This is a genomic window from Flavobacterium sp. AC274 (genome assembly GCF_979258275.1).
Genome location: NZ_OZ409852.1, coordinates 2,034,566 through 2,050,786, shown reverse-complemented (window position 1 = coordinate 2,050,786; position 16,221 = coordinate 2,034,566). Strand labels below are relative to the sequence as shown.

Genomic DNA, 16,221 nt, shown 5'->3' with positions numbered 1-16,221 from the left:
TTATTAGAATTTGACATTAAGTGTTAAACCATAATTTCTTGTCAAAGGCATAGAAGCTCTTTCAAGTCCCTGAGCATTACTATTATTATAGTTTGACTCTGGATCGATATTAGGCACTTTGTCATAAATTGTCCATAAATTATGGGCAGAGAATGCTAGACTAATCGATTGGAAAGGTGTTTTTTTGATATACTCTTTTGGAAAATTGTAGCTAAAAGAGATTGCTCTTAGTTTTACAAAATCAGCATCGTAAACAAAATTTGATGTTACATCGCTATAACTTCTCCAGTAATCGTATGCAGAAACGGTTGTGTTTACAGGATTTCCGTTAGTATCAGTTCCTGAAACTGCAACTCCGCCTTCACGGCCAGGAAGCGAAGCTTCAGATAATCCGTAACGCATTCCTAATTGGTTTGTTGCAGAATAAATTTCTCCTCCAAATTTCGCATCTACGAAAACAGAAAGTGTGAAATTTTTATAAGAGAAATCATTTGAAAGTCCCATTGAAGTTGGCGCAACACCTTGTCCTGCAATGATTAAGTTTCCTCTAAGGAATTTACCGCTTGGGTCAAGTACAATATTTCCGTTTGCATCTCTCAAATAATCATAAGCTTTGATTACACCAAAAGGCTGTCCTTTCTCTAATACTACTGAAGCTCTTGCATCTCTGTTATCATCTAAAAGTTTTGTTGGAATTTTATCGGAAAGATTAACAACTTCACTTTCGTTGTAAGCAAAATTGTAACCAACACTCCAGCTAAAATTAGGTGTTTTTACTGCTTTTACATTTACGGCAAATTCAACACCCTGATTCAGGATTTCTCCCACATTGATTTTTGTAGTTCTGTAACCGGAAGCTTTAGAAATATCAGCATCGGCAATATCATTCGTTGTTCTTTTTTGGTAAAAAGTCAAATCTGTACTTAATCTGTTGTTGAAAAATGTATTTTCGAAACCAAATTCGATTGTACTTACATTATAAGGTTTTAAATATTTGTTTGGAACTGTTTCTCCATTAATACCTAAAATTGGCTGTCCTTGCGAATCTGTTTGTCCGTCTGGCGCAGTATAAGTTAGTGATAAAGCATAAGCATCCGGCAAAGCTCCACCAACATTACCCCAACCTGCTCTAATTTTACCATAAGACATCCATTCCGGTAATTTAATTACTTCAGAATAAATAAAACTCGTACTCACAGATGGGTAAAAAGTACTGTTATTTGCCGGATCTAAAGTTGAAAACCAATCTTCACGGCCCGTTAAACTCACATACAAGAAATCTTTATACCCTAAATCTGCTGAATAAAAAAGTGAATTTACCTGGCTTTCAGAAAATAATTTTTCTGTTTTTACAGGCTGAGTGTTTGCATAAAAATACTTGAACGGAACTATGAAGTTATTTCCTCTCATTTTAATACCACTCATTCTGTTATCCTGACGGTTTGCTCCGATAAAAGCATCTAAAGAAAGATTTTTAACGATATCGCCTTTGTATCCTAAATAACCTGAAGCATTAAACTCAGAACGGTTTTGAACTGTGTTTTCATAAGCTCCTCCCGGTGCATAGTTAATTCCGGTTGGTTCGATCTCTGTAAATTCATAATTAATATCATCGATACCCACTACAGCTTTTGCGTAAATTTTATCGGTAATATTATAATTTACTTTTGCAGAACCTATAAAACGTTTTCTAAGATCGTTGTTCAGGTCTTCCTGCGTAGCAAAATATGGATTTGTCTGATATACATTTGAGGCAAAATAGTCTGCCTCTCCTCCATTTTCATCATATGCATTGTTGATCCATCTAATGTCTGTTCCCGGAGTCATAAAAGTAACCGGAAAAGACGGGTTTCTTGGAGAGTCATTCAAATAAGGTCTGTTATGACTTTTCTCAGAAATATACTGTGCATTTGTCTCTATGCTTACCTTTTTGTTTGGCGCTGAATTCAAGCTCAAAGTCACGTTATTTCTTCCAAAGTTCGTTCCTGGCAAAATAGATTCGTCTTTAGTATTTCCAAAAGATAACCTGAAATTAGTCGTTTCGTTTCCTCCGGAAATTGCTAAAGTATTACTGAAAGAATATCCGGTTCTGTAGAAATTTTTAACGTTGTCTTGTCCGTATGCCTGATATGGTCTTGTCGTTCCATCGATACCAATAGAAGGGGTTCCGTCGTATTTATCACCCCAGGCAAAATAGTAAGAATCCCTAAGTTCCTGTAAACTTGTAAATCTTGTTGCAACACCATTTACAGGCGCTCCAGCTCCGTATTGATCCTGCCAATGTAAAAGAGTTGCTGGTGTATTGAAGGTAGAATTTGTACTAAAATCTACTCCAATTCCAGTTCCGCTTTTTCCTTTTTTAGTTGTAATCAAAATAACACCGTTTGATCCTCTGTACCCGTAAAGTGCAGAAGCTGCACTACCTTTTAATACAGACATCGAAGCGATATCATCAGGATTGAAAGAGGACATCCCATCTCCTTTATCGGCTCCTCCGTACATTCCGGCATTTCCTTGCTGACTATTGTCTATCGGAATACCATCTACAACATATAAGGGCTGGTTAAGTCCCGAAGCAGAAGTTGCTCCACGAATTACAACACGGCTTGACCCGGATGGACCTGTAACGGGCGCAGAAACGTTTACTCCGGCAATTTTTCCCTGAAGTGCATTTCCTAAATTGATTTCTTTATTTTTTGTCAGGTCGTCTCCTTTTAGTTCTCCAACTGCGTATCCTAAACTTTTTCGCTGTTTTTTAACCCCAAATGAAGTTACAACAACATCTTTTAATTCCTGTGTATTTTCTACCAATACAACTGAAATTCTGGTTTCATTTTCCTGAAGTACTACTGATTTTGATACAAAACCCATAGAAGATACATTTAAAGTAACTTTACCTTCCGGAACGTTCATTCTAAATCGGCCTTCAGCGTCTGTAATTGCGCTAAAAGGTTTTCCCTGAACTTCGATTGATGCAGCAACAACTCCCTTGTTGTCTCCATCTGCTACTATGCCTGTTATTAAGCGGTTTTGTGCTACAGCTCCTAAGCTGCTCAACAATACCATCGCTAACATTGCCAATATTCGTTTCATAAGCATTTTTTGGTTTAATTTTGTTTTGATTTTGTTTTGTTTTGTTTAATCTGCTTGTTTTAATAATTAATAAAAATTTGAACTCAATTGTATATGGTATTCAGTGGTCTCCACGCATTGAATACTATTGGTTAATAGCAACATAGACTTTCTATATTTCACGCAATCGATATAGCAAACCAGATATAACTGTATTGCGGATTATTTATTTTACTCAACTAAAATTTTACTAAAACGATTTAGTAAAAACGGTTAAAAAAAACAAAATCAATTTGCTTTTATTTTTTTCCTATTTCAAGCTGGTTTTTACACCGATTCTCTTATAATCAATTTTCCTTTTTTAAGGCTCTTTTCTACTTTATAAACCTCCATATCAGTCATCTGACTCATTAACAATTGTATTGATTTAACAGCAATTTCTTTTATTGGCTGTTCAATCACTGTAATGGTTGGCGTATGTAATTTAAAACTGTCATGATCGTCAAAACTAACAACCGAAATATCCTGCGGAATTCTGATTCCCATATCTTTAAAAGCTTGTAAACCTGTAAGTCCCATATAATTCGTTAGAAATATAACGGCATCGATTTCTTTATTCTTCTGAAAAAATTCTACTACAGCTGCAATTCTGTTTTGTTCATCGCTGTGGTATTCCATGTGAAGAACAAGTGAATCTTTATAAATTCCGGCTTCTTTCAATGCGTCTCTGCAACCATCTTCCCTCAATGACATCTGAATCATTTCGGAAGTATTATTAACAACTGCAATATTCTTACAGCCTTTATTAATCAGGAATTTAGTAGCTGAATTTGATGCTTCGTAATTATCCATTGCAACATGGCTTACTCTTTGTCCCGGAAAATACCTGTCTATTAAAACTACGGGTTTTTTCAATTTTATAAGAAGTTCAACACTTTCTTCCAGATTTTTTGTGGGAGTTATAATAAAACCATCTACGTTTGCCTGTAAAAGACTGTGTATTAATTCTTGTGAACGTTCATCATCATCGCCTGTACTGCAATAAAAAACTCTGTAATCGATATTTTTAGCTTCGTCTTCAATAACTCTGGCCAAATCAGCAAAGAACTGATTGGAAATATCTTCAACAATTAAACCAATAGATCGCGTTTTTCCGGTTCTAAGACTGGTCGCTATCATGCTTGGTCTATAGTTAAGCCTTTCTGCTACATCTTGTACTTTTTTAATAACAGTACCACTAATTCCCATTTTCTCTCCCTTACCATTAATGACAAAAGATACCGTAGATATGGATACTTCGGCTTCTGTAGCAATATCCTTAATAGTAATCTTTTTCATTCAGCAGATTGTGGTTTTGTAAGCTTATTAACGATATCACAAATATATGCAAAAACAATTACTAAAACGATTTTGTAATTATTTTTTTGAATAAATCGTTTTTTTATTCAACTAAATTAGAATAATCATTAGCAAATATAAGCATTTAGCAAATAATTATTTTTTTATAAGGTTATTTTGACCATTACGATTTATTAGTAATAAACGTTCAAAATGATATTTGATTTAGAGTTGTCTATGATTTTTTCGAGTCTTTTAAAGAAGTTTTCGCTTACCATTGGGCAGCCGTGACTGTTTGATATGTAGTAATCCTGTTCCTCTTCGGGAACTGCAGAATAAGGGTGTAAAACACCAGCAATACGACTTATTTTTTTCGATATTACATTTACGGATTAAACATAAAAAATCCTTGTAAACATAAGTTTACAAGGATTTTTATTTTAAGTATTTTGAAATTTTATTCGATAATAACAGGCGTTTCCAAAGCTTTATCTTTTGATTTTGCCAATTGGTTTACCCTCCACATTAAAAATACTGTCATTAATGTAACGACTGCAATTACATAACCCAGTATATCATAGTTTTCTAATGGCGAAGTTTTCGTTTCCTGATGAACAATAAACCCGGCACAAACGGCTGCAATTCCACCAGCAATTTGTTGCAAAGATGAAGTAATAGACATATAAGCACCGCGATCTTTCATTTCGGGAATTGCTGTATTAAGCGTTGTTGCAGGAATCATACGGCTCATAATTCCCATAAAAAGAATCATATTGATTACGACAATTTCCCATAACGGAATTGGATCAAGATTGGTGTAAATTAAAATCATTATAACAGAAATCACTGATCCTGCCGCAAACAATTTAAACTTACTTACTTTATCACTCAATTTTCCAATCAAAGGCATTATAAAAAGCACCGAAAGTCCGGTGAAGAAAAATACCATTGGCAATTGAAGATGACTGATATGAATGTTGTTTACCAAATAGGCGGTGCCAAATGGCTGCAGCATAAAACCTCCAACAGAAAGAAAGGCGATTGCTGTAAATCCTACCTGATAATGTTTGTTGCTTAATGTGTGCCAAAGATGCAAAAAAGGATTTTTTTCTGACTGCAGTTCTAAGTGTTTGGTTATGGGCTGCATTTGTGTAATTATGGCAATTAAAATAAGCACTCCCAAAACGGCAATCATAATAAATGCCGAATGCCAGCCCCAGTTATTTGCAAAATATAATCCTACGGGAATACCCAAAATCTGACTGGTTGCAAATGCCATTTGAATAAAACCCATAACACGTCCTCTTTGCTGAATAACAAATAAATCGGTTACAATTGCCAATGAAACCGAACCAATAACGCCACCAAAAAGCCCGGTAACAATTCTTGCCATCAGCAACATTAAATAACTTGTAGAAAGGGCACAAAAAACAGTTCCGATAATGAAACCGGTGTAAAAGAAAATCAAGAGTTTTTTTCTGTCAAACTTATCAGCAAAACCTGCGGCAAGCAATCCTGAAATTCCGGCACTAAAGGCGTAAGCAGAAACAGCAAAACCAAAGTTTGCAGTTGTCATATCCAATGTTTTCATCAGGATATCTCCCAATGGGGAAATTACCATAAAATCGAGTATAACGGTAAATTGTAAAAGTGCCAGTATGGCAATAATTATTTTTTGATGTGAAGTAAAAGCAAAGCTTTCTGTTGTATTTTTTTCCATATAAGATTGGTGATATTTTGATTAAGGTAATTCCTGGCACTCGTGGCCAAGTTCATTGATGATGCCGATAATTACTTCTGGCTGCAGCGTTTCTGAAACAACGCGAAGTACACGATCGACATCTTCACAATCGACACTCCATTGCTGAATATCCTTGTGATTGCCCAATGTTGTATTGATGGCACAATCCGGATATATTTTATCAATGTTTGTTTTAAAAATGTGTATTTTGTGTAAATCTGTTTCCATAATTTTTCATGGTTTTAATGCTTTAATAGTCGCCTGAAAAGCTTCTCTCATTATTTCTTTGGTCAACACAAATGGTTTTCCTCCCATACTTTTACCTTCGGTGTGAAAATTCAGTAAAGTATATAATGGCCCATAAGCGATGCTCCAAAAAGCTTCAAATGTCATCGGAATTAGCTCTTTATTTTCCAGTCCGTTGTCAATAAACTGTTTCATAATAGCCCTGAAATCTGAAAACTCTTTAATTGAATCTAAAATAGTTTCTGCATGAGGCGAATGTTTGATTATTTCAAAAAATGCAACTTCTTTTGGATATTTCATCGTAAAGTTGGCGCGGTTTTCCCATTGTTTCCACAAACCTTCTTCAAAGGACATATCCGGCGAAAAATCTTTAACAGTTCCCGAAAAGAACTTTAATGCCATTTTTCCGCCTATTTTTTGAATCAAATCATCTTTGTCTTTGTAATAGATATATAAAGTGGCGACAGAAATAGAACAGGCTTTTGCTAATTTATTCATGCTAAAACCCTGAAATCCATCTCGTACAATTTGATCGATTGCATTTTCAATGACCAAATTTTCTTTATCTATATCTCTTATTCTCATGACAACTATTTTTAGCAAAGTTAAAATAATAAATGAATGAACATTCTTTTATTTATTATTTTTTTATGAAGCGTAATTTTTTTTACTTTCTTAAGTATTGATTAAATCAGTAAACCTTTACAAGAGCAGTAAAAACAAAGTAAAATCACCAATATCAAGGGTTTAATTCAAAATCGATTTAAAAGAAATACTATATTTGCCCGGCAAAAAAAATCCACAATTAATATTCCTTTATTTAAAAAACATCTTTGAAATTCACTTTAAAAAATATCTTTTCAGGCCGAAACTTTTTCATTTTAGGAATTATTTTTATTGCCCTTACATTGCTTTCTCTTTATGTATTAAGTAATTTGATTACGCAGATAACCGAAAAATCGAATACAGAAAGTACACATCGCAACTTTCTTAAAGAGAAGAAGTTGTACAACAGGAATTTTCACGTTTTCTGGACACACAAAAAGAGCTAGATCATATTATCAAAATTAGTAATGCACAAAATCTTGCCGATCATTTAAAGGTTTTAAGTACGATTCATGCCAATGATAGTTTGATTAAAAATAATTGGTTTCAGATCAATAATGGTAAAATAGAATTTACTACTTCTAAAAGCGATTCAAATCTTGATGCTACTATAAAAGATTTAATTCTAAAAAATAACGCTAAAAATCAATCGAGTAGTATTGTTAAGGATAATGAAAACATTTTTTGGCGTATTTATTTTAAATCTATTTCAGAAAACGGAACCATTGTTCGATACGGTTTTGATGTTGATCTTAAATCACTGCAATCTTATTTTAAGAACATCAATAAGAATTTACCCAATTACGCTTTTGTTTTTGATAAAAAAGGAACAATTCTTTATCATCCGGAAGTAAAACTTCTGAATCAAAATGTTTTTAAGATTACCAATATGACTCCGAAAGATACTACGTTTATCAATGACGAGTTTTATGGTAAAAAAATTGCGCTTTCTGAATATCTGAAATTAGATATTGTACGATATACAAAACGACTGAATGTAAAAAATACAAACTGGTATATTAGTGTGAGCTCACCCAAAGAAATTGGAAGTGAAGATGTTGAGGCTGTCAAAAAATACGCTTCGTTAATATATGTCATTACGACTTCGATATTGATTTTGTTTTTCTATCTGTTTACTATTTTTAATAAAAAGACTTTTAAGGAAAAAGCTGTTTTATCAAAAGAAAAAAACAGGCTTCTTCTCGAAAATGAAAAGATAAATAAAGAGAAAGCCCTCATTCAGTTACAACAGCTGAAAGAGCAGATTAATCCGCATTTTTTATTCAATTCGCTCAATTCGCTGTATATGCTTATTGACAGTGATACGGGCGTAGCACGTAAGTTTACTTTGAATCTTTCGAAAATTTACCGATATCTTATTAATCCGCCGGTGCAGAATATCGTTACGCTGCAGGAAGAATTACTTTTTATCGAAAAATATATCTTTTTACAGCAAACCCGTTTTAAGGAAGAATTCGTTTTTACCATTAATACTATTGATGATGAAAATGTTTTGTTGAAGAAAGTTCCGTATCTGGCTTTTCAGATTGCTATTGAAAACGCCATAAAACACAATATTGCTTCTGACGAAACCCCTCTTAAAATCAACATCGAAATTAGAGAAAATGAGGTTGTTATTACCAATAATCTAAACGAGAAACCTAGCTTTGGACAAGAGTCTAAATTTGGTCACAAATACTTAGAAAGTATTTATTCTTATTACTCAAAAACTCATTTTCAGGCCTACAAAAAAGACGGGGATTTTACTTGCATTTTACCGCTTATTGGCTAAAAAGAAAACATTCACTCCCAAAAAAAGCCACTCACTCCATTTTGTTTTTTTTAACATTATTTACAGAATAATTTCGGCAAAAATTAACCTAAACTTAACTTTCATCATGAGGGAAAAGGCATTGCTGATAAACCTAAAAACCGTTGTTTTAGCAACTGTACTATTGAGTACCGGTTCTGTGGTTTCTCAAAAAAAGAATAAAAAAGACAAAGACAAAACCGAACAGGTTGCCGATTCTCTTAAATCTTCAAAAGGGAAGAATTACAACGATCTTGTTAAAAAGGGAACTTTTAAAAAAGGTTTGTTTAATACCATTCAGGTAAAATCAGATTTGTATTTAGAAATCAATGATTCTTTGTTTCAAAGAGAATTTTTGGTGGTTAATAAAATTTCAAGCGTTCCAATGCCGGTTAACGATGCCGGACTTAACAGAGGAATGAACTACGAAAACAAGATTATTACTTTTCATAAAGATCTTGTTGCAAAAAAAGTTTGGGTAAAATCATCTGTACCTAAAGTTTCTTCACCTGTTGGAGATGCTATAACGGGTTCTGTAAATGCTAATTTTTCGGAATCTATTATAGAAGTTTTTGATATTGAAACAAAAAACAACGATTCTACTTCGATCGTAATCAAAGTAAATAAAGTTTTTGACGGAAAACAAAAGAGTTTCAATGATGTTTTAAGCAATACTGGTCTTGGCGGATCTGTAAGATCTGAGCTTTCATACATAGAAAGTGTGAAAACGTTTCCAAAAAATATTGTTGTTAAATCTCAGCTTACCACTTCGGTTTTCGAAGGCGGTCCTGCTTTATCGGTAACTCTTGGTGTGACGAGCAATATTATTTTATTGGATAAAGTGCCAATGCAGCCTCGTTTTGCAGACAAACGTGTTGGTTATTTCTCTGAAAAACACTGGTATTTCAGCGATGATCAGCAGGCAATGCGTGAGCGAGAATTAATTACGCGCTGGAGATTAGAACCTAAAAAAGAAGACCTTGAAAAATATAAAAATGGCGAATTAGTAGAGCCTAAGAAACCCATTGTTTACTATATCGATCCATCGACACCTAAACAATGGCGCTCCTATATAATAGAAGGGGTTCGCGATTGGCAGGCTGCGTTTGAAAAAGCGGGCTTTAAAAATGCTGTTATTGCAAAAGAACCTACGGATGAAGACACTGATTTTGATATCGATGACGTTCGTTATTCTGTTATTACTTATGTTGCGTCGCAAAAGTCTAATGCGATGGGACCAGCGGTTGTTGATCCAAGAAGTGGCGAAATTATCGAATCAGATATTATCTGGTGGCATAATGTGATGACGTCACTTCATAGCTGGATGCGCATACAAACCGGTGCAATTGACCCAAAAGCGAGAGGAAACAAATTTAGTGATGAACATATGGGAGAAGCAATTCGTTTTGTTTCATCTCATGAAGTGGGGCACACTTTTGGTTTGAGACACAATATGGGCGCCTCATTTGCTTATGATGTAGAATCGCTGCGATCTCCAGCTTTTACGGCAAAAATGGGCGGCACTGCTCCTTCTATTATGGATTATGCACGATACAATTATATAGCGCAGCCAGAAGATCATGTAGAAGCGATTACACCAAAAATTGGTGAATATGATAAATACGCAATCGAATGGGGTTACAGATGGTATGCTAACGAAAATGAAGAACATACTGCTTTAAACGCTTTGATTACCAAACATCAAAATGATCCTATTTATTTTTATGGAGAACAACAAGATGGAGAAGCTCCAATTGATCCGCGTTCACAATCTGAAGATTTAGGAAATGATGCCATGAAAGCCGGAGAATACGGACTTAAAAACCTGAAAAGAGTGGTAAGCAATATTCTGGACTGGACGTATGATAAAGATGAATCTTACTACGGAACAGGTAAACTTTATATTGCCGCAATCGGTCAATGGAATTTGTATAACTATCACGTATTAAGCAATCTTGGAGGTGTTTATTTAAACACAACTGTTCACGGTGATAATAAAGCGAGTTATGTTGCAGTTCCGGCTGAGATACAAAAAAGAGCTGTGGCTTATTTATTAAAAAACACTATTACGCTTCCTCAATGGTTGTTTTTCAATCCAATTTTAGACAAAACAAATCCTTTAAAAGATTCTCCACTTGGGCCTTATGAGTATACGCCTTATACTTTGGCAAGAGAACTTCAATACGGAATTCTTTATAGCATGTTAAACGACGATCGTTTGTTGCGCATTACTGAAAACGAATTGTTTCAGCGTAATGAAACGAAAGAAAACGTGTTTACGGTAACGCAATTATTTAAAACGTTACGTCAAAGTATTTTTGCTTCGACAATTCAGAATAAATCACTTACGATTTTAGAGCGTCTGACTCAGAAAAATTATGTTGATGTTTTAATTGTATCAACAAACAAACTTTTTGAAAAAACAGAACCTAAAAAGAGTATCGAAATTCAGGAGAACTTAAACATGCCGCAATTGTGTGATTATTTGGATAATTCGAAAATGGCACGCAATATTAATCAGTCTGCCATGAAAAGAGTTTCGGAAGTAACATCGGATAAAAAAGGAGAATTAAATCAGGTTTTACAATTATTAAAATCGAAAAGAAACATCGGGAACCAGGAAACTAAAAACCATTATTTCGACCTGATTCAACGTATAGAAAGAGCATTAAACAACACATTATAAATTTTTAACCAAACCCAAATTCCAGAATGAAAAATCTATTCTACATGCTGAGTTTTCTCCTTGCCCTGTCCGGGTATGCCCAGGAAACCAGAACTATTAAAGGAAAAGTAACAGATTCAAAAGATGGTATGCCCCTATATGGTGTATCTGTCTTTGTAGAAAATGCTTCTATTTCAAACAGCACACAACAAAAAGGTGTAATTCAAAGTTCAAGCCTTGGTACCGTTACTGACTTTGATGGTACATTTTCACTACAAATAAACGGTAACGTAAAGTTTTTAAGGGTAACTTATATCGGATATGAGTCTACATCACTTGAAGTTACAAATCAAAAAAACTACAATGTTAGTTTAAAATCTGAAACTGCAGAATTAAAAGAGGTTGTGGTTACAGGTTACCAAAAAATCGAAACCAGAAAATTAACTTCTGCTATTAGTAAGGCTAACATGATCGACATTCAACAAGCGGGTGTTGCCAGTATTGATCAATTATTGATTGGTCAGGTTACGGGTGTTGCCGTTACTCAAAATACAGGTGCTCCTGGTACAATCGCAAAAGTGAGAATTCGTGGTACAGCTTCGCTTTCAGGTCCACAAGATCCTTTATGGGTTTTAGATGGTTTGCCTTTAGAAGGAAATGATGTTCCACAAAATTACGATAAAGACAACATTGATCAATTGACTAACTTTTCTATCGCAGGGTTAAACCCTGAAGATATTAAAGATATTACGATCTTAAAAGATGCTTCTGCAACTGCTATTTATGGGGCAAGAGCTGCAAACGGGGTTATCGTTGTTACTACTAAAAAAGGTAGAAAAGGAAATATGAGAGTAAACTTTACTACCAATACTTTCCTTACACAAAGACCTGACTTTTCTAAATTAAACTTGATGAATTCATCTCAAAAAGTTGATTTTGAATTAGGAATGGCTGCTGATCCAAATTTAACTTACAGAAGTGAGAACGGACAAGTTTCTCGTATTTTAAATGGCGCTAATGAATTAGGAGCTTACAGAGCAGGAGGTTTTTCAGCTTTAAGTACAGATTCACAAAATTCTATCAATGCATTAAGAAACAACAATACAAACTGGGGTAACTTATTGTACCAAGATGCAGTAAATACACAATACGGTTTGAGTTTATCTGGTGGTGGAGAAAAATCTGACTACTATTTCTCTTTGGGTGCTTATAATGAAGAAGGAACTACAATTGGAACCGGATTCGACAGATACAACCTTACTTTAAAAAACAACTTTGAAGTAAGTGATAAATTACGTGTTGGTATTAGTATTTTTGGTTCACAAAGTACTACAAAATCGTACATCTCAGATACAGATGGTTTTACAAATCCTGCAAATTACTCAAGAACTGTAAACCCGTACTTAACTCCACTAAATGCTGATGGAAGTTATAACTACGACAAGGATATTAGCGGATACAGTAACAATTCTGTATATGTTCCTTTTAATATTCTTGAAGAAAGAGAAAACACATCTTACGAATTAAAAAACAGAGCTATAAAAGCGATACTTGATATTGATTATAACATTACTAAAAACTTCAAAGCAACTACACAGGTAGGTCTTCAATTTGACAATAACGCTTCTGAAAAATTTGCAGATAAAGAAACATATTACACTAGAAAAGTAAGAGAAAACACAAAAAGAATTAATGATGATGGAGATCCTTTTTATTTTCTTCCTGAAGGTGGAATTATTCAAAATTCAAATACAGACTTTTTCCAGTACAACTGGAAAACAATGTTAAACTACAGTGCCGTTTTCAACCAAAAACACGAGGTTGAGGTAATGGCGGGTAGCGAATTAAGAAGAAATAAAAATACTTCTATTGCAACTAAAGGCTTCGGATTTGATCCACAAACTTTAACAACGCAACAAATTATTTTCCCTAATAAGGATACTGCTGGAGATGCGCCATACAGAACGTATCAAAAAACAGAGAATGAAAATGCATTTGCTTCATTCTTCGCTACTGCATCTTATACATACAACAGAAAATATACTGCTTTTGGTAGTGTGCGTTACGACGGATCTGATTTATTTGGTGTAGATCCTAAATACAAATACTTACCATTATGGGCTATTTCTGGTTCTTGGTTAGTATCAGAAGAAAATTTCTTAAAAGAAAACCAAACAATCTCTGCATTAAGATTGCGTGCCTCTTATGGTTTACAAGGAAATATTGATAAAAACACATCTCCCTTTGTAGTTGGACAATACGAAAACGTAACTATTTTACCAGGACAAACAGAACCTATTATAGATGTAACATCTCCACCAAACGATAAATTAAGATGGGAAAAAACAACCAATACCAACTTTGGTTTTGATCTTGGTTTGTTTAACAACCGTGTAAGTGTAGTAACTGATGTTTACGGAAGAAAAAGTACTGATTTAATTGGTTTACAATCGCTTCCTGTTGAGAATGGTTTTGAGTATTCTAACTTAAACTGGGCACAAGTCTCTAATAAAGGTTATGAAATTGCCTTAACAACAAAAAATATTGAGCGTCCTAATTTCCAATGGAATACTACTATTAATTTCTCTCACAATAAGAGTAATGTTGATCGTGTTCAGGTAAGAGAAAATAGCTTATTGCCATCAAAAGAAGGACATCCTGTTAATGCTGTATTTGCCCTTAAAACAGCAGGACTTGATGAAAATGGATACCCATTGTTTATTAATAAAAACGGAGAAACCGTAAATACAAATACCCTTTTTGCCCTTTATGACCCACTTGCAGTTTTTTTACCAGGAGAGTTAACACAATCTGGTTTAACAAATGCAGAAACGAGAAACCTTTACACCTACGTAGGAGATCGTGACCCTAAATTTACAGGAGGTTTTATCAACACGTTTAAAGTACATAACTTTGACCTAACCATTGCTACTACTTTTAACATTAAACAAACTGTTGTTGAGAGACCTCCTTATAATGGTACAACTGTAGATCGCGGACAAAATTATTCTACGGATATTTTGAATGCATGGTCTCCAACAAATACAAATACTAATTTACCTGGAATTAATGGTAGAAACTCTGGAACAGGAGATGATACATGGATGACATACATGTGGTATTCTGGCCAAAGCGAAACAAATAATTACGCTTTATTAGATACATGGGTTCATGATATGAGTTATATGAGATTAAGCAGTGTACGTTTAGGATATTCATTACCTAAAAAAGCAACTAATAGTGTTTTCATGGAAGATATTAGATTTAGTATAGAAGGAAGAAACCTATTTGTTGTAAGCTCTGATTATAAAGGATATTTTGATCCTGAAACATTCGGAAACATCTACGCACAACCAATCCCGAGATCAATATCTATAGGATGTAACTTAACTTTTTAAACTGATTTAAAATGAAAAATATATTAAAATACACCTTCTTTTTTGTTGCAGCTCTTGCAACAGTAAGTTGTGATGATTATCTGGATATACAACCTATTGGTAAAGTAATTCCGCAAACATTAACAGATTACAGAGGAATACTTACAAGAGGATATGATCAATATCCTGCTCATAAATCTCTTGCTTCGGCAAGAGGCGATGAGTTTCTTATGAATGAAAATAGTGATGAGTTAGTTTTATTTAGAGATATCTATATCTGGAAAGACGGAAACCCAGATGTAATAACAACATCTTTTCAATACAATCGTCTTTATACTACGATTTTTTATACGAATGTTATTATCAACGATGCAAACGGTAAGCTTGAGGCATCTGCAGATAAAGATCAGTTAATTGGTGAAGCTTATGCATTAAGAGCTTATGCTTATTTTGATTTATTGAATTTGTTCGCAAAACCTTATGATGCTGCTACAGCAGGTACTGATAAAGGTGTTCCTTTAGCTTTAGAAATAGATTTAGAGCAGGCTTTTGTTCCTGAAAGTGTAGCAAGAATCTACGAGCAAATTAATGCTGATAAAGAACAAGCTAAAAAATTGCTTAATGTAGAAACGCAAACTAAAGGAATCAATTACCGTTTCTCTAAAGCTTCGATATATGCTTTGGAATCCCGTATTTCTCTTTATCAAAAAGAATGGGCAAAAGCCTTAGAAGCTGCTGATAAAGCATTGGCATTAAAAAATACTTTAATCGATTTAAACGCGACTCCGGTTTTGGTAAATAATTATGATAGCGCTGAATCAATACTAGCTCTTGAAAATGTTTTTACTATTGAATTAAAAGGAGTTATGTATGCTGCACCAGCATTAACTAATATTTACGATAAAACGAATGATTTACGTTTTGCATTGTATTTTCAGGCAAGTGGAAGCAACTTTAGAGTTAGAAAAGGTGGAAATGCTGCTCAAAAATGTTCATTTAGATCATCTGAATTATATTTGACAAAAGCAGAAGCTGCAACTCAATTGAATGACCTTACAACAGCGAAAACTACGGTTTTAACTTTTATTAAAAACAGATACAAAGAGGCAGGTTATACTGCACTTGCTACAACAGTTGATGCAATGGACCAAGCACAACTTCTTGAGTTTATCGCTTTAGAAAGACAACGTGAATTTGCTGCAGAAGGACACCGTTGGTTTGACTTGAGAAGAACGACTCAAAAAGAAATCATACATAATTTCGGTGGAGTTGAATATAAGTTAATTCAAAATGATCCTCGTTATACAATACCATTCCCAAAGAATGCACGTTTAAATAATCCAAACTTGTAGATTGAATTAAGCTC

At 34.1% G+C, this 16,221-nt stretch carries 9 protein-coding genes; 4 read left to right on the top strand and 5 right to left on the bottom strand.

Annotated elements, in window-relative coordinates:
* Positions 1–3: 3 nt before the first annotated feature.
* The 5 genes from ACZZZT_RS09665 to ACZZZT_RS09645 form a co-directional block, all read right to left on the bottom strand.
* On the bottom strand, positions 4–3,093 hold the full coding sequence (locus tag ACZZZT_RS09665; protein ID WP_463460199.1) for a SusC/RagA family TonB-linked outer membrane protein: 3,090 nt from the start codon (positions 3,091–3,093) through the stop codon (positions 4–6).
* A gap of 306 nt (positions 3,094–3,399) precedes the next feature.
* Entirely contained in the window at positions 3,400–4,410 is a 1,011-nt protein-coding gene (locus tag ACZZZT_RS09660; protein ID WP_463460198.1) for a LacI family DNA-binding transcriptional regulator, read from the bottom strand.
* Between the two features lie 457 nt (positions 4,411–4,867).
* Entirely contained in the window at positions 4,868–6,130 is a 1,263-nt protein-coding gene (locus tag ACZZZT_RS09655; RefSeq protein ID WP_073395313.1) for an MFS transporter, read from the bottom strand.
* A gap of 21 nt (positions 6,131–6,151) precedes the next feature.
* Positions 6,152–6,379 carry a hypothetical protein gene (locus ACZZZT_RS09650; protein ID WP_073395314.1) on the bottom strand — a complete coding sequence of 76 codons (228 nt, stop codon included), beginning with the start codon at positions 6,377–6,379 and terminating at the stop codon, positions 6,152–6,154.
* 6 nt (positions 6,380–6,385) lie between these two features.
* Positions 6,386–6,982: a TetR/AcrR family transcriptional regulator gene (locus ACZZZT_RS09645; RefSeq protein ID WP_302097103.1), complete on the bottom strand. Its 597-nt coding sequence runs from the start codon at positions 6,980–6,982 to the stop codon at positions 6,386–6,388.
* Between the two features lie 547 nt (positions 6,983–7,529).
* Between ACZZZT_RS09645 and ACZZZT_RS09640 the strand changes: the two genes are divergently transcribed.
* The 4 genes from ACZZZT_RS09640 (at position 7,530) to ACZZZT_RS09625 (ending at position 16,207) form a co-directional block, all read left to right on the top strand.
* Positions 7,530–8,795 (top strand): histidine kinase, encoded by a 1,266-nt coding sequence (locus ACZZZT_RS09640; protein WP_463460197.1) that lies wholly within the window; start codon positions 7,530–7,532, stop codon positions 8,793–8,795.
* Between the two features lie 106 nt (positions 8,796–8,901).
* Positions 8,902–11,499, top strand: a complete 2,598-nt coding sequence (locus ACZZZT_RS09635) for a zinc-dependent metalloprotease (protein ID WP_463460196.1) — start codon at positions 8,902–8,904, stop codon at positions 11,497–11,499.
* A gap of 26 nt (positions 11,500–11,525) precedes the next feature.
* Entirely contained in the window at positions 11,526–14,876 is a 3,351-nt protein-coding gene (locus ACZZZT_RS09630; RefSeq protein ID WP_463460195.1) for a SusC/RagA family TonB-linked outer membrane protein, read from the top strand.
* Between the two features lie 11 nt (positions 14,877–14,887).
* The gene (locus tag ACZZZT_RS09625; protein ID WP_463460194.1) at positions 14,888–16,207 is read left to right on the top strand and encodes a RagB/SusD family nutrient uptake outer membrane protein; all 1,320 of its coding nucleotides are present in this window, start codon (positions 14,888–14,890) and stop codon (positions 16,205–16,207) included.
* Positions 16,208–16,221 lie beyond the last annotated feature (14 nt).